General features: G+C 62.8%; 16 protein-coding genes. 9 read left to right on the top strand and 7 right to left on the bottom strand.

Annotation, left to right across the window (positions count from 1 at the left end; all coding sequences use genetic code 11):
• The first annotated feature begins 2 nt into the window (after positions 1-2).
• Genes J3T95_RS08225 through pknB form a run of 4 tightly spaced genes read left to right on the top strand, consistent with a single transcriptional unit; the run spans position 3 to position 6,152 of the window.
• The gene (locus tag J3T95_RS08225) at positions 3-1,544 is read left to right on the top strand and encodes an FtsW/RodA/SpoVE family cell cycle protein (protein ID WP_267451078.1); all 1,542 of its coding nucleotides are present in this window, start codon (positions 3-5) and stop codon (positions 1,542-1,544) included.
• Positions 1,541-3,004 carry a peptidoglycan D,D-transpeptidase FtsI family protein gene (locus J3T95_RS08220; protein WP_220236623.1) on the top strand — a complete coding sequence of 488 codons (1,464 nt, stop codon included), beginning with the start codon at positions 1,541-1,543 and terminating at the stop codon, positions 3,002-3,004. Before J3T95_RS08225 ends, J3T95_RS08220 begins: the two co-directional genes overlap by 4 nt.
• Positions 3,001-3,993: a serine/threonine-protein kinase gene (locus tag J3T95_RS08215; protein WP_220236622.1), complete on the top strand. Its 993-nt coding sequence runs from the start codon at positions 3,001-3,003 to the stop codon at positions 3,991-3,993. The genes J3T95_RS08220 and J3T95_RS08215 overlap by 4 nt, the downstream gene beginning before the upstream one ends.
• The gene (pknB, locus tag J3T95_RS08210; RefSeq protein WP_267451077.1) at positions 3,990-6,152 is read left to right on the top strand and encodes a Stk1 family PASTA domain-containing Ser/Thr kinase; all 2,163 of its coding nucleotides are present in this window, start codon (positions 3,990-3,992) and stop codon (positions 6,150-6,152) included. Before J3T95_RS08215 ends, pknB begins: the two co-directional genes overlap by 4 nt.
• Before the next feature lie 291 nt (positions 6,153-6,443).
• Here pknB and J3T95_RS08205 read toward each other — a convergent pair whose 3' ends face one another.
• Together J3T95_RS08205 and J3T95_RS08200 are read right to left on the bottom strand one after the other, a co-directional pair.
• Positions 6,444-7,559, bottom strand: coding sequence for a class E sortase (locus J3T95_RS08205; protein ID WP_267451076.1), 1,116 nt, complete (start codon positions 7,557-7,559; stop codon positions 6,444-6,446).
• The gene (locus tag J3T95_RS08200) at positions 7,560-8,315 is read right to left on the bottom strand and encodes a DUF881 domain-containing protein (protein ID WP_220237323.1); all 756 of its coding nucleotides are present in this window, start codon (positions 8,313-8,315) and stop codon (positions 7,560-7,562) included.
• Between the two features lie 90 nt (positions 8,316-8,405).
• Between J3T95_RS08200 and crgA the strand changes: the two genes are divergently transcribed.
• Positions 8,406-8,825 carry a cell division protein CrgA gene (crgA, locus tag J3T95_RS08195; protein ID WP_220236619.1) on the top strand — a complete coding sequence of 140 codons (420 nt, stop codon included), beginning with the start codon at positions 8,406-8,408 and terminating at the stop codon, positions 8,823-8,825.
• A gap of 361 nt (positions 8,826-9,186) precedes the next feature.
• Here the strand turns inward: crgA and J3T95_RS08190 are convergent, their stop codons facing one another.
• Complete coding sequence (locus tag J3T95_RS08190; protein ID WP_267451075.1) at positions 9,187-9,948, bottom strand: rhomboid family intramembrane serine protease; 762 nt, start codon at positions 9,946-9,948, stop codon at positions 9,187-9,189.
• Between the two features lie 153 nt (positions 9,949-10,101).
• On the opposite strand from J3T95_RS08190, the gene J3T95_RS08185 reads away from it, so the two are divergent.
• A complete protein-coding gene (locus J3T95_RS08185) occupies positions 10,102-10,332 on the top strand; it encodes a hypothetical protein (RefSeq protein ID WP_220236618.1) in 231 nt (76 codons plus the stop codon).
• A gap of 133 nt (positions 10,333-10,465) precedes the next feature.
• Positions 10,466-10,885, top strand: a complete 420-nt coding sequence (locus J3T95_RS08180) for a sterol carrier family protein (RefSeq protein WP_220236617.1) — start codon at positions 10,466-10,468, stop codon at positions 10,883-10,885.
• 38 nt (positions 10,886-10,923) lie between these two features.
• On the opposite strand, the gene J3T95_RS08175 is transcribed toward J3T95_RS08180, so the two are convergent.
• The gene (locus J3T95_RS08175; RefSeq protein WP_267401022.1) at positions 10,924-11,307 is read right to left on the bottom strand and encodes a DUF3073 domain-containing protein; all 384 of its coding nucleotides are present in this window, start codon (positions 11,305-11,307) and stop codon (positions 10,924-10,926) included.
• 153 nt (positions 11,308-11,460) lie between these two features.
• Here J3T95_RS08175 and trpS point away from each other — a divergent pair, with 153 nt between their 5' ends.
• Positions 11,461-12,546 carry a tryptophan--tRNA ligase gene (trpS, locus tag J3T95_RS08170; protein ID WP_267451074.1) on the top strand — a complete coding sequence of 362 codons (1,086 nt, stop codon included), beginning with the start codon at positions 11,461-11,463 and terminating at the stop codon, positions 12,544-12,546.
• Here trpS and J3T95_RS08165 read toward each other — a convergent pair.
• Entirely contained in the window at positions 12,543-14,435 is a 1,893-nt protein-coding gene (locus J3T95_RS08165) for a threonine/serine ThrE exporter family protein (protein ID WP_267451106.1), read from the bottom strand. The two genes, trpS and J3T95_RS08165, sit on opposite strands and share 4 nt — an antisense overlap.
• A 306-nt stretch (positions 14,436-14,741) precedes the next feature.
• Here J3T95_RS08165 and J3T95_RS08160 point away from each other — a divergent pair, with 306 nt between their 5' ends.
• On the top strand, positions 14,742-17,501 hold the full coding sequence (locus J3T95_RS08160; RefSeq protein ID WP_267451073.1) for a phosphoenolpyruvate carboxylase: 2,760 nt from the start codon (positions 14,742-14,744) through the stop codon (positions 17,499-17,501).
• A 668-nt stretch (positions 17,502-18,169) separates the two neighbouring features.
• Here the strand turns inward: J3T95_RS08160 and J3T95_RS08155 are convergent.
• Both J3T95_RS08155 and J3T95_RS08150 read right to left on the bottom strand, forming a co-directional pair.
• The gene (locus J3T95_RS08155) at positions 18,170-19,807 is read right to left on the bottom strand and encodes a glycoside hydrolase family 36 protein (protein ID WP_267451072.1); all 1,638 of its coding nucleotides are present in this window, start codon (positions 19,805-19,807) and stop codon (positions 18,170-18,172) included.
• A gap of 45 nt (positions 19,808-19,852) precedes the next feature.
• The gene (locus tag J3T95_RS08150) at positions 19,853-21,973 is read right to left on the bottom strand and encodes an alpha-galactosidase (RefSeq protein ID WP_267430907.1); all 2,121 of its coding nucleotides are present in this window, start codon (positions 21,971-21,973) and stop codon (positions 19,853-19,855) included.
• Positions 21,974-22,034: the final 61 nt, after the last annotated feature.

Raw genomic sequence — 22,034 nt, 5'->3', positions numbered from 1 at the left:
TCATGATCACCACCCGTCTGCGCCGCATAGGCCTTCTGCTCTTCTCCCTGCTTGTGGGGTTCATCGGCTTCTTCCAGATGTTCGCCCGGGCTGCGGGCCGCTTCCCAGGGGACTACGCCGCCCTGCTGGCAGTCACTGCCGCCCTCTTCATCGCCCTCTGGGTCCTGTTGGAGATTTTCCAGCCTTACGGCAGCCAGGCCATCCTGCCCAGCATCGTCATCCTGAGCTCCCTAGGCATCACTTTGATCATCCGCATGGATCTGCGCAACGCCCGGATCGGTCAGCCCACACGAGTGGGCTTCACCCAGCTTATCTGGCTGTGTCTGGCTCTGGTCCTGTGCGGGCTGCTGGTGGTGCTGCTTCGGGACTACAGACTGCTGCGACGCTTCTCCTATGTGAGCATGGTGGTGGGCCTGGTCCTGCTCCTGTCGCCCATGCTGCCCGGAATCGGCCGCGAAATCGGCGGCGCCCGCATCTGGATCGGCGTAGGGTCGCACACCCTGCAACCCGGCGAATTCGCCAAGCTCTTCCTGGCCTTCTTCTTTGCTGCCTATCTGTTCGACCACCGAGACCAGCTGGCTGTGGGCGGCAAGAAGGTCCTGGGCATGCGGATGCCCCGAATCAAGGACCTGGGCCCCATCATCATCGTCTGGCTTATTTCGCTGGCCGTCCTGGTCATCCAGCATGATCTGGGCACCTCGCTGATGTACTTCGCCATGTTCGTCTCCATGCTCTACGTGGCCACGGGCCGCACCAGCTGGATCGCCATCGGCGCCGTCTTCTTCGTCATCGGGGCGGTGGCCGCCTCCATGGTCTTCGCCCACGTAGGCGCCCGCGTGGATGCCTGGCTGCACCCCTTCAGCGATGCTGAGTTCGGCAAGGCCTTCGGCGGGTCAGGCCAACTGGTACGCGGCATTTTCGGCCTGGCTGCCGGCGGGCTGACCGGCACCGGCCTGGGCCAGGGACGCCCTTGGATCACCCCTCTGGCCAACTCCGACTTCATCTATACATCGGTGGGCGAAGAGCTGGGGCTGAGCGGCCTGCTGGTGGTTCTGGCCCTCTACCTGGTCATCGTGGCTTCGGGCATGATCACGGCTATGAAGATCAAGGACGGCTTCGGCAAGCTCCTGGCCTCCGGTCTGGTCTTCACCATGGCTTTCCAGGTCTTCACTGTGGTGGGCGGCATCACTCTGGTCATCCCCCTGACTGGCCTGACCATGCCCTACATGGCGGCGGGCGGCTCCAGTCTGGTGGCCAACTGCATCCTGGCTGTCCTGCTGATCATCATTTCCAACGCGGCCAACAAGCCTGCGCCGGAGGTCAGCTCGGACACCTTCAAGTACGAGGCCCTGGCCGTCCTGCGCCAGCAGGAGACCAGCAAGCGCAGCGGGCAGGACGACTCGGACTCTGATTCGAACTCCGACGATCAAGAAGCCCACGGTCGTCATGCCGAGCCGGACGAGCCGACCGATCAGGATGAGGAGACCGACCTGCCGGCCACCGGCCGCATCCCCGTCCGCCAGGTGCGAGGAGGCGGACAGTGAACAAAGCCCTGCGTCAACTCTTCAACGCCGTCATCGTCCTCTTCGTCATCCTGGGGCTTTCCAGCTCTGTCATCATGGTGATCAGGGCAGGGAGCCTTAACTCGGACCCCCGCAATCTGCGCGCCCTCTACCATGAGTACGCAGCACCCAGGGGGGCCATCCTGACCTCGGACGGCGCCGTCATGGCCCAGTCCGATCCCATCAACGACTCCTTCCAATACCAGCGGCGCTACCACAAGGGTGCCGCCTACTCGCCTATCACCGGCTACTATTCCATCACCAGCCCGGCAGACCGGGGAATCGAGGCCTCACGCGACCGTCTGCTGAGCGGCCAGTCAGACAGTCTGTGGATGGATCGACTCAAATCCCTCTTCACTGGAACCCAGAACAAGGGTGCCTCCATCGAAACCTCCATCAATCCCAAGATGCAAGAAGCCGCCTACAACATGCTGGGCAACCTGTCCGGATCGGTGGTGGCTATCGAACCCTCCACCGGCCGTGTGCTGACCATGGTCAGCACACCAAGCTACAACCCCGACGACCTGACCGCCCACGACAGCGCCGACGCCTCCCAGGCCTACCAGAAGTTGGCCTCCCGTTCTGACAATCCCATGCTCAACCGGGCCACCTCGCAGCTGTATCCGCCCGGGTCCACCTTCAAGGTGGTCGTGGCCGCAGCCGCCCTGGAGTCCGGCCAGTACCACCCCGACAGCCAGCTGCCGGCCGGGGCCTCATACACCCTGCCCGGCACCAACTACAACCTGACCAACGCCACAGCCACGGGCAACGGGGTCAACGGCAAGATCAGCATGGAGAACGCACTGGCATACTCCTCCAACACCGCCTTCGCCCAGCTGGGTGTCAGCCTGGGGGATAAAACGCTGGCCGAGCAGGCCCGCAAGTTCGGTTACGGGTCCACCATCACCCTGGACGGGACCAACTCCACAGGACGGCCCATGAAGGCCGTGGCCTCCAAATTCCCCGAGGACCAGTCCCAGGACCGGCTCGCCCTGGCCTCCATCGGCCAGGGAGACACCTTGTCCACTCCCCTGCAGGCAGCCTTGACTGCCGCCGCAGTGGCCAACGGCGGCAAGCTCATGCAGCCGACCCTGGTGGACCGGGTGCGCTCCAGCGACCTGAGCGTCATCAGCGAGACGACACCTTCGGTCTACTCGCAGGCCTTCTCGTCGGATACCGCCAAGGCCCTGACCACCATGATGGAGGCAGTGACCACCAAGAGCTACCCCAGTCTGGCCATCCCCGGCATGCAGGTGGCCGCCAAGTCCGGCACGGCACAGATCGGCGCGGACAATACGGCAAATGACGGGTGGATGATAGGATTCGCCCCGGCCGACAAACCCAAGGTAGCCGTAGCCGTCGTGGTTCATGGAGTCTCCTCCTATGGCATAGATGTCGCCGGGCCGATCATGAAACGCGTCATGCAGGAGGCTGCCAAGTGAAACTGGTGCAGGGACAGCTCATCCATCGACGGTACCGTCTGGACCGCCGCTTGGCCCAAGGGGGCATGGGCGAGGTCTGGAAGGGCTATGACATCGAACTGGGCCGCGTTGTAGCCATCAAGGCCTTGCGCGGAGACCTGACCAACGAGGAGTCCAGGCTGCTGAGGCTGCGGGCCGAGGCGCACAATTCCGCCAACCTGGCCCACCCCAACATCGCCGCCCTCTTCGAGTACTACGAGCACGACGGCATCGGATTCCTGATCATGGAATATGTGCCCAGCCAATCCCTGGCAGACATCTACCGGGACCGGGGCGCGCTGGACCCCATCGAGCTGCTGCCCATCCTGATCCAGACGGCCCGAGGGCTCTATGTGGCCCACTCCCATGGGGTCATCCACCGGGATGTCAAGCCGGCCAACATCATGGTCTCCGACACCGGCGAGGTCAAGATCACCGACTTCGGGGTCTCCTACTCCACCAACCAGGGGCAGATCACCCAGGACGGCATGGTGGTGGGCACGGCCCAGTACATCTCGCCTGAGCAGGCCCAGGGCCTCCAGGCCACCCCCCAGTCCGACATCTACTCCCTGGGCATAGTGGCCTACGAGGGGCTCTGCGGTCATCGACCCTTCACTGGCGCCACCCCTGTGGACATCGCCGCAGCACACGTCAACGACCCTGTGCCGCCGCTGCCCGACTCGGTGGACAACCAACTCATGAACTTCGTCATGTCCATGCTGGCCAAGGACCCGCGGGACCGTCCGGCGAATGCTCTGGTGGTCTCGCACACGCTGGCCAGGATCGAACAGCGACTGCTGGACCAGCAGCTGGGCGAGACTGAGGTCATCGACCCGCGCGCACCCATGCCTCGACGCATTATGAGCAGGCCGCACGCGGCAAAAGACATCTTCAGGCCCTTCTGGGGGCACCATGGAGGAGGAAGCGCACAGCGCGGCCTTGAAGCGACGAACGGAGGGGATACCCTATGAGCATCACACTGCCGCCGTCCCTAGCGGACGGACGCTACCGTCTGGGACAGCTGATCGGACGCGGTGGCATGGCCGAGGTCCACAAGGCTGTGGATACGCGTCTGGGAAGGACTGTCGCGGTCAAGATCATGCGGTCCGATCTGGCCAACGACGAGGTCTTCCTATCGCGCTTCCGGCGGGAGGCCCACTCGGTCGCCCTGCTCAACAACCCCAACATCGTCTCCATCTACGACTCGGGCGAGGAGATACTGACCGACGACCAGGGCAACCATGAGCGGGTACCCTACCTTGTCATGGAGTACGTCAAGGGCCAGACCCTGCGGTCCATCCTCAAGGAGAACGGCGCCCTGAGCCAGCGCGACAGCGAGCAGGTCATGCTGGGCGTGCTGAGCGCCCTGGACTACTCCCACCATATGGGCGTCATCCACCGGGACATCAAGCCCGGCAACATCATGATCTCGGAGCAGGGCATCGTCAAAGTCATGGACTTCGGCATCGCTCGGGCCATGGACGACTCTGCCGCCACTATGACCCAGTCCCAGGGCGTGGTGGGCACAGCTCAGTACCTGAGCCCCGAACAGGCCCGCGGCGAGAGTGTGGACATGCGCTCCGACCTCTATTCGGCCGGCTGCGTCCTTTACGAGATGCTGACCGGGCGACCGCCCTTCAACGGGGATTCGGCCGTGGCCATCGCCTACCAGCACGTCACCGAGGTGGCCACCCCGCCCAGCACCATCGTGCCCGGTCTGCCGAAGATGTGGGATTCCATCTGTGCCAAGGCCATGGCCAAGGACCGCCAGAACCGATACGCCACGGCATCTGCCTTCAAGAGCGACATCCTGGCCTTCATGAATGGCGGGACCCCGGTGGCTGCCGCCTTCAACCCGCTGACCGACCTGGCCAACGTCAAGGCCCGCAAGGATGCCGAGCAGGGGACCGAAACGGCCACCATGCCGTTGACTGAAGAGGAGACGGCCGCCACCCAGGCCTTCAACCCCGTCCAGGACCCACTCAACCCGGCTGCTGCCACCGGCGTAACCACAGCTGAGCGCACGGCCGCCAGGGCCGACCAGCAGAAGTCCAAACGGCGCAAGAAAATCATCATCGGCTCCATTGTGGCGGCTTTGGTCCTGGTGCTCGCCGGCCTGGGCGCATGGAATGTCTTAAGCCGAAACCGTCATCCGATGGCTGAGGTACCCACCATCAACGCGCAAATGTCGCGGATTCTTGCCCGTGAGAAGATCACCGCCGCAGGCTTCCGCTACCAGGAGAAGGAAGACAACGACTCGGCCGAGCCCAAGGGGACTTTCACCAAGCAGAGCCCCAAGGGCGGGAGCATGGCTCCCAAGGGCTCCACAGTGACCGTCTGGTTCTCCTCCGGGCCCAAGGACACCGCCATCCCCGACGTCAAGGGCATGACCCAGCAGGAGGCCCGCAGGGCCCTGGAGAAGGCCGGATTCAAAGTCTCCCCCGCCGCCTCTGTGGAAGACAGCCAGGATGTGCCCAAGGACCATGTGACCCGCACGGATCCCGCCGCAGGTCAGAGCGTGGCCAAGGGAACCAGCATCCTGATCTACATCTCCTCGGGCATGACCAAGGTGCCCGATCTGTCTGGCAAGACCAAGGACGACGCGACCAATATCCTGCAGAGTCTGCACTTCAACATCACCATCCGCGAGCAGGCCTCCAACACTGTGGCCAAGGATATGGTCATCAGCACCGATCCGGCTGCCGGATCGTCCATCCAGCAGGGAGCCATGATCACGGTCACCGTCAGCGACGGCATGCAGCTGGGCAACTACGTCGGCATGACCCTGGGCGAGGCCAAGCGCACCCTGGGACAGGGGGTCAATATCACGGTCAACGGCCCCAACAACGACAACGCCGAGGTCACCGGCCAGGACCCCACATCAGGTTCCTCCTTCGACAAGTCCAAGGACAACATCACCCTGACCACAGCCATCCGCATCCCGCCCTTCTCCCAGGGCGAGACCTTGGGCAGCTACCGGCAGAAACTGACCAACAGCGGCGTCAGCGCCGACAGGATCACCTCCATCGGCAAGGACACGGACACGGTGACCGCAGTCAGCCCCGGAGCCGGCAGCAGAGTGGACGACAACACCCCCATCACGGTGACCACCGTCAGCTCCACCAACTAACGATATGGCCCGGCGGTCACAGCCCTGCCGCCGGGCCATATCGTTAGTCTTATAACTGGGCAGAGCAAATATGGGATGAGCATAACTGCACCTATCAGACTGTGCCGTCAGGACTATGACCACAGAACATGGCTGCTAGGCGGTGGCCATCGGACCATGGCCACCGGAGTGTCTTAGATGAACCTTGGACAGCCGCTTCCGGCAGTCGGCAAAGTTATGGCATCAATAAGCGGCGGGGCCGCAGGATCACATTGGATTCTGCGGCCCCGCCGCCCTTCTATGCCGCCTGGGTCAGAAGGTGGAGTAGTTGGACATCTGTCTGAGCATGGGCACGTTGCTGGCCAGCCACGGGAAGCCCCATTCCATCAGGGCGCAGGCCAGAGCCAGCAAGAGCAGAATCAGCAGAAGCCACCGAATCGGAGCTATGCCGGACTGGTGCCGCAGGAGCCAGCCGTAGAGGCTGATCATGGGCTGAGGCTTCTCGCCCTTGCGAATCTGCCGTAGCAGGGGGTAACGCCAGGCAGCCAGGGCCGCCAGGTAGATGATCAGATAGGCTGCTGCCAAAACCAGGAAGACCGGCTGCAGAGAACCCAGCTTGGCCATGACCGAACCCTTGTCGTCTGCAAAGGCCACATTGCTGCCGCGATCGCCCAGCAGTTCCTTGGGCACTCCGTCGGACACCTTGGCCCAGTAGTCGAATTCGCCCCAACTGATCCAGCGGTGGGTGGCCGTTGTGTACTTGGGCTCGCAGGTGGTCAGCGTAATCATGCGCCGATCAGGAGCCTCTTTGGGCGAATAGGGGTTGGGAGCGATAACGCTGACTTCGCTGGCTGCGACGATCTTATAGCGGGTGTAGTGGTAGACGTACCAGTAATCCTTGGTGCGCAGGACGATGGCATCGCCCACTCGCAGCTCATCCACATGGCCCAACGGTTCACCATAACCGGCGCGGTGCCCGGCAATGGCCACGTTGCCCATCTCGCCCGGCATCTGCGTATTGGGGTAATGCCCCAGTCCCGCGTAGGCCAGCTCTCGGGGCGACGTGCCCTGAACCACGTTGCGCTCCCAATGCTGCCCAAAACGAGGAATGTAGGCCTGGGCTATCAGTTCACCCTCGGAGGCCTGCTTGGGCTGCACAGGCGGATTCCCCTTCTGAGGCTTGGCCACCTTGCGGGTGTCGCCCAATCCCGGGTTGCTCCAGGAGGTCGAGGCCCGGGTCTCCAACTGCTGATGCTCGGACTGCACGCCGGTCCACCAGAGCTGCCAGACCACGTAGAGTGCGCAGACCACGGCCAGAGTGATCAGCAGCTCTCCTACGATTTCCGCAATGCCCACCAGCCAGGTTCGTCGCTTATTCTCCGGTTTGTCAACCGACGTTTTGTTGTTCTCCGAGTCCTCTGTCGTCATTTACCGTGCCTTCTCATCTAGCGATGCGTACTGGAGTGGCTGCAGGACAGCCGTCGTCTCAGGGAATCTCAGATTATCCGAAGATTCGACATTCCAACCCAGACCTACCGTATTTACGTACTCCTTGTAAATCCGGATGGATGGCGAAGCATTCAGGGACTTGGTCATCCTGTCGACTGGCCCTATGGCTGAAATCTTATATGGCGGCGAGTACTTTCGGCCGTGCAGCAGCAGCACATTGCCCACGCACCGCACGGCTGTGGTGGGCAAAACCCGCTGATCCTGGATCCTCATCGACTCAGCTCCTCCGGCCCAGAGCGCGTTGACCACGCTCTCCACATCCTGTTGGTGGATGACGTAATCGTTGATGTTGGCCGTCGACCCGTCAGAGCCCACCTTCTGCTGCCAGAGCGGGGAATCATTGAGGGTCACCGTCAGTCCCGGCCCCTGGACGGCCTTGAGCACCGTGCCCGAGCCGGGGTCCTCGCGGGCCTGGTCCGAGCTGCCCTTGTCATCGTCAGTCAGGGTCTTCAGCGCGTTGATCTGCGAGCTCATGTCATTGATGTCCTTGCGCAACTCAGCAGCCTTGTTCTCGCGCTCCTCCACCAGCCCGGCCGTGTCCGAGGTGACCGTGACCGTCTTGTTGACTCGGATGTTGGTGGTCAGCATGAACCCGACCAGGGCCAGCACCACAGCCACAGACACTGTGCCGACCAGGGACCTGCGCGCACCGTGCCGTCCCGTCCGTCTGGTCATAGGCATACCCTCATCCTCGTCTGCGATAGTATTACGTTCGAGTCTAACCGCTACTATGGCTTAGTAGATCTACTGAAGGAGAATAACCTCATGGCAGAGCATCAACTCCATGATGACGAGGACCAAGCGGTGGACGAGGCCAAGACCGCCGACACTGGCGAGGACGCCAAGGACGAGGAGTATGGCCTGTCCATGGACAAGGTAGAGGCCGTGCTCAACCAGAGCGTTGACAAAAAGCACATGACTCCGCAAATGCGACGCATCGTGCAGCGTCAGGAAGAGAACACCCGCCGCGTAGAGGACACCATCAAGAGCACCAAGGCCAATCCGCGCTGGTTCGTGCCCCTCTTCGTCACACTGATGCTGGTGGGCTTGATCTGGATCGTGGTCTACTACATCTCCTCCGTCAGAGGCAGCGTCTTCCCCATCCCCGGCATCGGCAACTGGAACCTTGCCGTGGGCTTCGGCATTCTGCTGATCGGCTTCCTTATGACCATGTGGTGGCACTGATTTAGCAGCATTACTCTTCAGGAACCCTGCAACCGTCCAAGCACGGCTGTGGGGTTCTTTGCATGCCCATCCACACCTGAGCGTCAGACATGTGTGGATCCACTACCTCGCTCCACCGATTTCACCCATCGTTTCCAGGCTCAATCCAGAGTTATCCACAATCGCCCGGATTTGTCGTGGGCAGTCTAGGGTACTCGTCCACAACCCTACTGCTGATTGGGTTCTAAGTTCACTTATCCACTTTTTACAAGCATATATACACCAGTTCTGAATACTTATTCCCAGGTTATCCACACGATTGTCAACAAATGTGGATAGATGACATCCATGTCATTTGACCAGAACAGGCAGATGCTGATTTTCAGCGCATGGGGTTGACCATGTTGCAGCCCAGAGCCAGCAGGGTCAGGGCCGCCAGGAAGATCAGCGTGGGCAGCAGCCAGGAGAGCAGACCATGCACCCGGGAGCCGGGCCGGCCCATGTGCAGCAGGGCCAGCATGAAGAGGCCGCCGACTATGAACCCGCCGACGTGGTCCTGCCAGGCGATGCCGGGCACGAACAGGGGCATGCAGAAGTTGATGCCCATCCAGACCACCATGGAAAGGATGTCAATCCCCAGACGGCGGTAGACCACCAAAATGGCGGCAAAGAGCCCGAAGAGCGCGCCTGAGGCCCCGATGGCTGACGTGCCCCAGCCATTGGGCGCCAGGACGGCATAGACCATCAGCCCCAGGTCTCCGCCCAGCCCGCTGATCATGTAGAGGGCCAGGAAACGCTCATGCCCTATCAGATTTTCCAGCACCGGCCCCACAACCCAGAGGGTGATCATGTTGAAGAGGATGTGCGAGACATTGGTGGCGTGCAGAAATATGTTGGTCACAAACATCCAGGGCTCATGAATGGCCGTAATCGGCACGAAAGCCCAGTATCCCAGCAAAAGCCGCTGATAGCGAAGCGGAGCCAACAGATACAAGGCCATCTGGATGACCCAGGCCGCCAGGCAGATCAGGGTGATGGCTATGGTCACGACCGGAGCATGGTCACCCCAGCGCCGCCGGATCCATCCCAGCGGCCCCCGACCATTCCCTCCGCCTGTGAAACTGGTGCCCATGCCATTGACCATGAACCATACATTACCTGACCGTCCGGCCGGGGTGTGCGGTTTCCGTGCCGCAATGGCATCGATGCATCCCACAATTCGTCGCGTTCTACTAGGATGTTGACTAGGTCGGTCGAAGTGGGCAGGACCGACGAAAGTCGTCGAAAGGAGCCAAACATGGAGAATTCATCTTCAAACGGCTGGAAGTTCTTTGCACTGCTCTTCGGCACGCTGCTGGCCGGCGTTGTCGCTCTGTTCGTATACAAGCAGCAGAACCCGGATTATGATCCCTGGGAGGAGCCCTGGGAGAACAGCTCATCGCCAGTCGACCTGGGCCTGGCCAAGGATGAGGAGGACAAGGGGCCCGAGGATCCCGAGACCCCTCTGCAAGCGGGCGCACAGGCCTGACCGTTCCGGTCGGGAAGGAATCCGACCCAGCGTCAAGAACGTGAGGGCAACGGATTCCTTTTTTCATGCCTGATTTTGGCTCGACCGCAACCTGTTGGACACGCCTGTTGGGGCGGCGCGTCACAATGGAGCCATGAGTGCCATACGGGAAGCAGACATGGAAGAAGGCCGCCGGGATTTTCTGGCCTGGCGCGATGCGGCCAAGGAGGCCGCGAATAATCTGGGCCCTGGAGACGACCGCCTGTCAGTGGCCCCGCAAATCGATAGACGCAGCAAGGCCATGGCCGTCCGCTACTCCCTGCACATGCTTGAGATCAAGGCCCCCGGCCCCGGCGTGGAGGTCAGGGTGGCCCCCTGGGGAGCCGTCAAGATTCTGGACGGACCGGCATCCGACCCGCATAACCTGACCCCGCCCGACGTAATCGAACTGGACCCGGATGTCTGGCTACGGCTGGCCGCCGGCATCACCAGCTGGACCGAAGAAGCCGCAGCCGGGCATATCAGCGCCGTGGGCGAGCGCGACGATCTACACGAGCTGCTGCCCCTGGTATGACCAATTAGTCGACTACCTCTGGCTGCTGACTGCTGGGGCTACTTGCTTGATGACCCCTTGGCTGCGGTCTTCTGCTCCTTGTGATGTTTGAGCGCGCTGGGCACGGGAATTGGTATGCGTTTGTGCGGCTTGGGCGTGGTCGGCATCTCCCCAGATGTGGCCTTGGCAGCAGCTTCGGCGGCCCACCGGGCGTAATCATCCAGATCATCGTCCGGGGAATCCTCGGGGTCCTGGCTCCCCGATTTGCGAGAATCCGGTTTGGAGTACTCCTCTTCAACCATTTTGAAGGGATCTTTGCCCCTGGTTCCGGGTTCCTTGCTGCTGAGCTCTTTGGCCAGCTCGTCGTAATCCGTGTCCGTTGTCAGATATTTGAGCTTCCGGGCTATTTTCGTCTGCTTAGCCTTCTGACGTCCGCGGCCCATCCGACCCCCTTCGCCAGGTAAAGTGCGCTTAGGCAACTTGAATGTGAATTTGCATCATTTATGAGAATACCACCTGAGTATCTTGTCGGCTCGGACTTTTACCATAAAAGCAATTCCCAGAAGGACATTCGGCACGACGACGAGGGTGGGACCATGCAGGAAGAAGTCACAGCGGCAGGCAACGAGATCAGCGACAGCTTCAGAGCCGCCAAGCATCGGTCCGACCAGGTGCTGGCCGAGCTGGGCAAGAATCCGAGCCACTACACCATGCTGACCGGCGACCGCCCGACCGGCAGGCTCCATCTGGGCCATTACTTCGGCTCCATCCGCGAGCGCGTCCAGATGCAGAATCGCGGCGTACACACCAACATCGTCATCGCCGACTACCAGGTCATCACCGACCGGGACACCACCGAGCACATCCGCGACAACGTGCTCAACCTGGTGCTAGACTATCTGGCCGCAGGCATCGACCCCAAGAGGACCATGATCTTCACCCATTCGTCCACCCCTGCAGAGAACCAGCTGCTGCTGCCCTTCCTCTCCCTGGTGACCGAGGCCGAGCTTCACCGCAATCCCACCGTCAAGGCCGAGATGGAGGCCAGTGGCCACGCCCTTACCGGCCTGCTGCTGACCTACCCGGTCCACCAGGCCTGCGACATACTCTTCTGTAAGGCCAACGTAGTGCCCATCGGCAAGGACAACCTGCCGCATGTGGAGCTGACTCGGACCATCGCCCGCCGCTTCGATGAGCGCTACCCCGGCCAGGCTCCGGTCTTCCCCGAGCCTGAGGCCATCCTGTCTGACACCCCTGAGATTCCAGGTCTGGACGGCCGCAAGATGAGCAAGTCCTACGGCAACTCCATCATGCTGGGCGCCACCGCGGAGGAGACAGCCAGGCTGATCCGCAAGTCCCCCACCGACTCCGAGCGCAGGATTACCTTCGACCCTGTCAACCGCCCCCAAGTCTCGGCCCTGCTGACCACGGCCGGCCTGGTGACCGACCGGAAGCCCGAGGATATCGCCGAGGAGATCGGCAATGCCGGCTCGGGCGCCCTCAAGGCCTATGTGACCAAGTCGGTCAACGAATTCCTGGCACCCCACCGCGAGCGCCGCGCCGAGCTGGCCAAGGACATGGACACCGTGCGCGACATCCTGGTTGAAGGCAACAAGCGTGCCAACCAGGTAGCCGAGGAGACCCTTGATCAGGTCCGCTCGGCCATGGGCATGCGCTACTAGACGTCGTACCGCCAGGAGCGGTCGGTCAGCACCCGAGCCGTAACCAGGCCGATAGGCAGGCAGATGATGACCATGAAGGCCCGGAAGGCCCAGTCCAGGGCGTTGAGCGTATTGAACTGCCCCAGGTAGAACATGGCCCGGTACATATACAGGCCGGGCACCATGATGACGATTGAGGGCACGGTCAGGCTGATTCTTGGATAGCCCAGATCGGGCGGCAGCAGGCCGTGGCGGACTGAGGAACGCCAGACCGTGGCCAGCATGCCAGCCAGAAAGGCGCCCAAAAAGGCGGCCATCTCAGGAGGAACGTGGAGCAGATCCTGCATCTCCAAGCGCATGGTGTCGGTCAGGGCGCCGATGACGGCGGCCACCAGGGCCATGCGCTGGGGTGAGTTGAAGAGGACCGAGAAGCCCCAGACCCCGCAGAAGGCTGCTACCAAGCGCAGGCCAGCCATCAGCCAGGGGCTCAGGTTCATGGGTTCAAAGCCCTGGGGGTTGAGCATGACCATCCTTGCTACGGCCCAGCCGCCCAGTGTGGCCACCAGGATGATCGAGAAGGCGTAGGTGATGCGCTGCACTCCCGAGGGGAAGTCCAGCTTGGCGATGTCCAGGCCGCCAGTGACCAGGGGGAAGCCGGGAATGACGAAGAGGATGGCGCCAATGTAAGCCGTGTCGTGCCTGAGAGCCACAGGGTCGAAGATACCCGCCAACCTCAGCGTGCCGACACAGGCCAGGGCGGCGATGATGACCGCCACTCCGGTGGCGAAGAACTGGTTGATCCGCCTGCCCAGCATCTGACGACGCACCCACTGTCCTATGCCAGCGCCGACGAAAGCTCCGGCCATGTCGTAGGGGCCGCCGCCCAGCAGGAAGACGAAGGCCGCGCAGGCCACGGCCGAGGCGAAGCCCGAGAAAAGGGGCGAGTAGAGGGGTCTGCGTCGCTCGATCAGGTCCAGGCGTTCATGCGCCTGTCGGACTGTGATGCCATCCGTAGCCCGCGTCTGCGAGGGTGCGGACTCGTGAGAGGAAACAGGCCCATCGGAAGATACAGCCTCTTTGAAAGACGCGGACCAGACGGAAGACACCGACTGTTCGGAGGACGCGGCGCCCTCGGAAGTCCTGGCCTTCTCACGCGCTCCGCCTTGAGTTGACGCAGATTGTCCGGAAGCGGGCCGCCCAGCCCCCGAATCGCGTCCTTGACTGGTTGCAGAAGATTCAGCGGCTGCAGAGCTGGCGGCACTCGAATCTGAATTCTCAACCACGTCAGCAGCAGAAGCGGAAGCGGCTTTGGGATCGTTGGAATCCTCGGGCCGAGGCGTGGAGCCTACAGTGCCCAGACCGGCGGCCGTCCTGGTGTCCATGGCCGCCGCATCGATTCGGCTCTGGCTGATCTCGTCCTCGTTGTGCACAGCGGTGGCCACCGCATCCTTGAGCGCCTTGGCCGCATCCTGGTCCTGGGCCAGTACCTCCTTGACCGCCTTGCGGGCCGCCGCGTAGATGTTCGGCTCGTCCAGGTTGTCCACCAATTCCCGGGAGACCACCGACATGGCGTGGTACGTCCCCGCCTGCCCGCACTTGACGCTGAGCCAGTCCGCGAAGTGCTCCAGCAGCCAGATCCGCTCGGTATTGACCCCAGTAGTGGGCAGGTCCACCACCTCGGTAATCCGAGACACGCCATCCGTGCAGGTGGCCTCGATGTCGGTCAGGTTCACGTCGGCCCGCACGTGCACGCCCATGGGGTAGGCAATCCTGTGCATCATCTCGCGCACGCGGAAGCTTCCCGTGCCGGCCCCCAGCTCCAGCATGCCCACCCGCACAATCAGACTGGTTTTGGCCGCGATGCAAGCCTCGACAATGGGCTTGTCGTAATCGCGTTCAATATCCTCCATGTCCAGCGGAATGGAGTGGGTGTGGTACTTGCTGACCCGTCTGACCTCGGCTGCGGTCCTGCCGCGATAGCCATCCTTGGAACTTCTGCTCTTGAATTTCACACCCACATTCATACTCCACCCGGGTCACGTGCCCCTGCACCGCCGCATGGGACCATGAAACGTATTCGACCCGAAAACGTCCTAGAATGGGCCGCGAGCCATCGAATCGGAGGCTGTGGGCCTGCAACGCCGACCACCAATAACCGCGGAGGAGCCGTGGAATGGCCGAAGACCGGGCAACCTGCGATTCGACAAGGAGGACTGATGACAGATAGTAATCAGCAAATCACGGCTGCCGATGCGACCCTGGTCACATCCGGCACCGGGACCAAGGGGCCGGAGGAACGCAAGCTGCCTCAATCGTTGGACGAGGACATGGCCTTGTGCCTGCGGCTGCTCAGGGATGTGTTGGGGGAGTTCGATCAACAGCTGCTCAAGCGGTTCGATTCCCTGCGCGAGGACGTAATGACGGCCAGCGCCGAGCACTTCAACCGCCACCCCTCGGACCCCGTGCCTGACGAGGACGGCCTGTCCAAGGCCGTGGCCCTGATCGACGACACCTCAGTCAAGGATTCCCAGCTGCTGGCCCGCGCCCTGACCACCTACTTCCACCTGGCCAACCTCTGCGAAGAGAACTACCGGGTGAAGGTCCTGCATGAGCGTGAGGGCAAGGTGAACCTTGAGGTCAAGGGCACCGATCCCATCAACGAGATGACCAGCGCCTACAGCCAGCTCCTTCAGGAGATGGGCCCGGCCAAGGCCTCGGAGCTGCTGGAGAAGCTGGAGTTCCACCCCGTCTTCACCGCCCACCCCACCGAGGCGCGGCGCAAGGCCGTGGAGGGCAAGATCCGGCGCATCGCCAACCTGCTGGCCGTTCGCCGTGGTCTGGGCGGTTCCGAACTGGAGGAGAACGAGCGTCTGCTGCATAACGAGATCGACGCCCTCTTCCGGACTTCGCCCATCGCAGCCAAGAAGCCGACGCCCGTCGAAGAAGCCAACACCATCCTGGATATCTTCGACTCCACGCTCTTCGAGACCATTCCCAGGGTCTACCGCCGCTTCGATGACTGGATGCTGGGCAAGAAGGCCGGCATGGTCAAGCCGGTCTGCCCTGCTTTCTTCCACCCGGGCAGCTGGATCGGCTCCGACCGTGACGGCAACCCCAATGTGACTGCCAAGGTCTCGCGCAAAGTAGCCCGCAAGTTCTCGGACCACATGCTCAAGGCCTTGGTCAAGGCCACCACCACCGTGGGCCGCAACATGACCATGGAGGTGACCACCACACCCCCCAGCCCCGAGCTGAGGAGCCTGTGGAGCCACCAGAAGGAGATGAGCGAACGCCTGACCGATCGGGCCGCCACCATCTCTCACAACGAACTGCACCGTGCCGTAGTCCTGGTCATCGCAGACCGCCTGCAGGCCACCATCCAGCGTGACGCCGACCTCATGTATGCCGACTGTGACGACTTCATCGCAGACCTGCGCGTGGTCCAGGACTCCCTGGCCAAGGCGGGCGCGGTCCGTCAGGCCTACGGCCCCTTGCAGGATCTGATCTGGCAGGCCCAGACCTTCGGCTTCCACATGGTGGAGATGGAGTTCCGCCAGCACTCCCTGGTCCACGCCCGCGCCCTGGAGGATATCCGTGAGCATGGCCTGCATGGCGAGCGCGGCGAGCTGCAGCCCATGACCCACGAGGTGCTCGACACCTTCCGGGCCCTGGGAGCCATCCAGAAGCGCAACGGCCAGAAGGCCGCCCGCCGCTACATCATCTCCTTCACCAAGTCGGCGCAGAACGTCAAGGACGTCTACGAGCTCAACCGGCTGGCCTTCGAACATGCCGAGGACGTGCCGGTCATCGACGTGATCCCCCTGTTCGAACAGCTGGAGGATTTGCAGAACTCGGTGGACGTGCTGGAGGAGATCATCAAGATCCCCGAGGTCCAGGCCCGGCTCAAGGAGACCGGCAACAAGATGGAGGTCATGCTGGGCTATTCCGACTCCTCCAAGGATGCCGGCCCTGTCTCGGCGACCCTGGCCCTGCACTCCGCCCAGGAGCGCATCGCCAAGTGGGCTGAGAGCCATGACATTGACCTGACCCTCTTCCACGGACGCGGCGGCGCCGTAGGCCGTGGAGGCGGCCCTGCCAACCGGGCCGTGCTGGCCCAGCCTGTGGGTTCGGTGAACTGCCGGTTCAAGCTGACCGAACAGGGCGAGGTCATCTTCGCCCGCTACGGCAACCCGGTCCTGGCCATCCGCCACATCGAGTCCGTGGCTGCGGCCACCCTGCTCCAATCCGCGCCCAGCGTGGAGGAGCGCAACACCACCATGACCGAGAAGTACGCGGATATGGCCGACGAACTGGACCAGGCCGCACACGAGCGCTTCCTGGACCTGCTGCATACGCCGGACTTCGCACCTTGGTTCTCCATCGTGACGCCCCTGAACGAGATCGGCCTGCTGCCCATCGGATCCCGGCCTGCCAAGCGTGGTCTGGGCGCCAAGTCCCTGGACGATCTGCGGACCATACCCTGGGTCTTCTCCTGGGCACAGGCCCGAATCAACCTGGCCGCCTGGTACGGCCTGGGCACCGCCTGCGAGAAGTTCGGCGACCTGGAGACCCTGCGTCAGGCCTACGAGGAGTGGCCGCTCTTCAGCACCTTCATCGACAACATCGAGATGAGCCTGGCCAAGACCGACGAGCGTATCGCCAAGATGTACCTCTCCCTGGGCGACCGGGACGACCTGAGCCAGAAGGTCCTCTCGGAGATGGAGCTGACCCGCAAGTGGGTTCTGCAGATCGTGGGCGACGAGTGGCCCCTGCAGCACCGCCACGTGCTGGGCCAGGCCATCCGGATCCGCTCTCCATATGTGGACGCCCTGTCAGTGACCCAGGTGCGCGCCCTGCGTGCCCTGCGTCGTCGCAACGACAAGGAGGAACTCAGCAAGAGCCAACAGGCCGACTTCATCTACCTGATCCTCTGCACCGTTTCGGGAGTCGCCGCTGGCCTGCAGAACACCGGCTGATCCCCGCCCGGCAGTTAAGCACGGGCCCCGTTCTCCCGCAGTTGCAGGAGGCGGGGCCTGCTTATTCAAGTGCCCCTGACGTGACCATATGTGTTGTTTATTAGCTGGATGGTAGCGGGGGGGGGGGGGGGACGCCGGGAAGACGGCTGGATTCCGCCATGGCTCGAGCGAAGTGATGCAAGGCCCGCGTTGACGGCAGGACTGCTTTTCGACAGACGAGACATTGCAAGGCGAACGGCGTTGGCAAGGGGTTCCGGCTTCGCATATCTAGCCGGCCGTCTGCGTTCGTCCTGCTGAGACTGCTGACCGGCATGGGCGCAGCGTCCAAGCCGACGGATGCTCCTTGCCCACGAGGGAGGGAGCACAGCCCCAGCTGGTCCGACCACTGTTCGTCCATCATGCCAGCCATGGATCTCGCTGATAACAGGTTAGGCTGCCATAGTCATAGCAGAATGATAAAGTTGCATCAGCCGTACAAAGACGCAGGAGTAAATGACACGCACCGGCTGTTAGGGAGACAGTCGGCAAAGTTCTTGGGAAACTCCGCAAATGGCGTTACCGAATGTTCTCCACTGTGCTTCTTGCGAGTAAGGCCGGATCCTCAACACTGCGATCCGGCGAATCTGGCGGCTGTGCCCATCCCAACCGAGCACGGCCGCCAACTTCCTCTAAATGGCTGAAAGGTACCCATCGTAGCGCTCAGGCATGTCAGCGAATTCCAGGCCAGCCGGCTGATACCAGGAGTATCGGCGGGTGCCGCCGTCGTCAGTCCAAATCTCAGGGCAGTCATTGACCAGCCAGTCCGAGGGAAGGGCATGGGCGCCTCCGGTCGAGGCCATGGCCAAGGCCTGCCTGAGCTGGCCCTCCTGTTCAGCGGTCAGGCTGCCTGGGCGGGCCGAGAAGAAGAGTGGGGTGCCAGTCCGCGCCAAGAGGTCCATCCACTGACGGTTGAACCCCCAGTCGATTGAGTCGGATATGCCCACGCAGTCGGCGTCGGTGGCGTAAAAGCTCCCGTTCTGGGGCAGACGGAAGGCCAAGGTGTTGACCCCGATTTGCCTGGTCCGCTCCCACTGCAGGCCGCTGGTGTCGTCGCCGGTCCGGTTGATCTGCATAAAGCCGACGCCCAGGTGACCGACCACGTTGCATCCCTGGACCAGCATCCCGGTCTTAGTGGCCTGCTCGAAGATGGCCCGGTAGAGCTGTTTGGCCACCTGAGCGCTGGTCAGGCTCCGGTTGTAGAAGTGCCAGCCGTCCGGGCTGGGCCAGGGGTTCATCTGGAAGCCCCACCTGCCCAGCAGGTCGAAGGTGCTGAAATCATGCTTGACCAGCTGGTAGCCCCACTCCCCCAGCTGGGCGATGTCCTGGCGGATGTAGTCCAGGACCTGCGGGTTTGAGGGGTCCAGGCATCCGTTGTGCGGGAGCCTCCACTGGTCTGCAATGGTCTCGTCCTCGTTGAGGAGCGGGCGGTACCAAATGCCGGGCTTGATGCCCATGGCCTTGATCCGGTCGGCCAAAGCGCCCATGTCGCCGAACTTCTCGTTGCCACGCCGCCAGGGACCGCCGTTGTAGTCCTCAAGCCGGTGGTGGTCCTGCCACCCGTCGTCCACGACCATGGTGGGGCGGTTGGCGCTGCCCTGGGTCAGAGAGGCCAAATACTCGGCATCGGCAAGAATCCGGGAGCGGCTGGAGTCTCCGTAGGCGTAGTACCAGTTGTTGCTCCCGTAGACCGGCTCGGTGGGTATGAGGCCCTTGCGGCTGATCCGGGAGCAGAAGTCAGTGGCCACAGCAAAGACCGGACCACCAGCCCGCTCCTGAAGCGGATATTGCAGGCAAACGATGGTGGCCGCTTCAAGCTCTCTGCCGTCCAGGACCAGGCCTGTGCCTCCATTGCGCAGATCAAGGAAGAGGGTGACACCGGCCGTATCGACCTGCCAGAAGCAGAAGGCGTTGGCTCCGGTGACCACCCCGTACCCCTCGGCCTGCTCCTGACCCACCGCCAAGAAGTACCAGGGCATGAACCGGTTGGCACGCATGGTCTGGAAACCCATGCGGCCGTAGCCGCGCTCCCAGGCGTCGCCCAGGTAGAAGTCATCGGAGGGCATGGGCCTGGTCCAGCGCAGCGCCAGGGACCGGATGGGGGTTGAACCGGCGGTCAGGCTGACTGTCAGAGCGGACCCGCCCTTAAGGCTGGCCCTCACGTCGGGGGCTGTGTGAAAGCGTCTTCCCGCAGGCACAGTCTCCCTGTCGGCATCGGTGGTCAGCGTGATCCAATCCAGCTCTCCAAGGCTAAGGCTGGTTGGGTTCATGACTCAGTGCTCCTTCATCCCTGTGGTGTGGCAGACGGCGGCGGGTCAGACCCGGACCAGGTCGATCAGGCGGATGGTCTCGGGCTGGCAACGGGGTATGCGGATACCCACACGCTCCAGATAGGTGCCGGTGACCTCGGCGGTGCCCAGCGGACCTGTTGGATCCAAATGCTCCAGCGAGGCCTTGGGCTTGGCGGGGCCGGTCCAGGCGAGCCGATACAGCGCCTTGGGATCCAGGCCGGGAATACGTAGACAAACACCACGATTATGCAGGGATTCATCCAACTGGACATGGGCCAGGATGGCGCGGCTGCGGTCGGGGGCCACCACGCCATGGGCCAGCGCCGAGGGGTCAGCCAGGTCCAGGCGAACCACGCGGCCGGAGTGGAGGAAGCCGCGGTTGACCTTGTACCAGGTGATCCATTCCTTGAGCCGCTCCAGGTCCTCCTCGCTGGCCTGGCGGATGTCCCACTCGATGCCCATGGACCCGAAGACAGCCGTGGCGGCCCGGAAATCCAGGCTGTAGGTTCTGCCGGTCTGCTGGGAGGAGGGCTGGGAGATGTGGGCGCCGATGTACTCGGGGGCCACGGTCTGCTCGGTCCAGCGCTGGATCAGCTGCCTGCTCAGGGCATCGGTCATGTCGGAGTTCCAGAAGCGGCGGATCTTTTCGATCACGCCCAGGTCGATGCGGCCGCCGCCCGAGGCGCAGGACTCCCACTCCACCTCAGGGAAGCGAGCGCGGAGGGCGTCCAGAAGGTGGTAGTAAGCCAGGGTCTGCTCGTGGATGGCCGGCGCGCCCCCATGGGCCTGTGAGCCGGCCTCAAGAAGGTCGCGGTTGTGGTCCCACTTGACGTAGTCGATTTGGCAGGACCCCAGAACCTCGGTCATGGCCTCCAGCACATGGTTGAAGGCCTGGGGGTTGGTCAGGTCTAGGACCAGCTGGTTGCGCTGCAGCTCCGGGTTTCTGGAGGATGCCCTCATGACCCACTCAGGATGGTCGCGGAAGGCATCCGAATCAGGATTGATCATCTCCGGCTCGAACCAGAGGCCGAACTGCATCCCTAGCTTGTGGACATAATCAACTAAAGGCTCCAGACCCTGGGGCCAGACAGCAGGATCCACCCACCAGTCGCCTAGACCGGCCTTGTCGTCCCGGCGCAGGTGGAACCAGCCGTCGTCCAGAACAAGGCGCTCCACTCCGATGCGGGCGGCCCGGTCGGCCAGGTCGCGCAGGGTATTGAAGTCGTGGTTGAAGGCGATGGCCTCCCAGACGTTCAGGATGACCGGCTGCTCGCGCGGATGCTCGGTTAGAGTGCGCTCCCAGGCGTGCAGGCTGTTCATGATCGGATCCATGCCATGGTCGGAGGCGGTGACCACGATCCAGGGCGTGCTGTACTCCTGGCCCTGGTCCAAGACCACCTCGCCGGGCAGGAGGAGCTCGCCAGCGCTGACGCCGGCCGGGGTGGCGCTGTTCCGGTCCACCCGGAGCACGGTGTTGCCGCTCCAGGCCGGCTGGACGCAGAGCACCCTGCCATGGTGGAAGTTGAACCCGGGGGTGCCCACCATGATTACGGGCCCTTCGAAGCCGGTGCGGCCCCAACGAAACTCACGCACCCAGGCCCCGTCGGCCATATCATGACGCTGGGGGCTGCGCTCACGCTCGTGCCTACCGGCGAAGTCCAGAATCTGGGTCTGCTGGTCGTCCAGGGGCAGGCGGATCTCCAGACCCTCCAGCAGGAAGGGATCGGCGCCCAGGTTGCGCAGGGTGTGACGAATCCGCAGGGAGCCGCCGGCCATGGCCTCCACCCTGGTCTTCAAGCCAAGCTGGGCACCCTCGTCGCGAGCCTTGATGATCAGCGAGTCGGCGGTCTGCTCGGGCCGGCCCTCGACCAGGAATCGTGGCGACCAGGAACGACCGGCCTGGAAGCCCTCGGGGCCCTGCGTGATCCGATGCCCGGTCAGGCCCGGATGCAGGTAGGTGTTCTGCGCATGCTCCAGCAGCAGGGGCGAATGGGTTGAGGCCCAGACGGGGCTCTGTTCCAAGCCATCCAGGTCGGGGCCTGCATACAGCCCTCTGATGTCAGGAATATCGGCACCCGGTGTAACGGGCCCCAGGGCCATATAGGTGAGTGGCTGATCCGAATGGACCGACTGTGGAAAGAGCATGAAAAATCCTTTGGTGACTACGGCACAAATGTGCAAAAACAACGATGCTTGATGAGCCAGT

The organism is Bifidobacterium sp. B4079, assembly GCF_026537385.1.
Classification (GTDB): domain Bacteria; phylum Actinomycetota; class Actinomycetes; order Actinomycetales; family Bifidobacteriaceae; genus Bombiscardovia; species Bombiscardovia asteroides_I.
The sequence above is the reverse complement of the archived record's forward strand: the minus strand, read 5'-3'. Positions and strand labels throughout refer to the sequence as shown.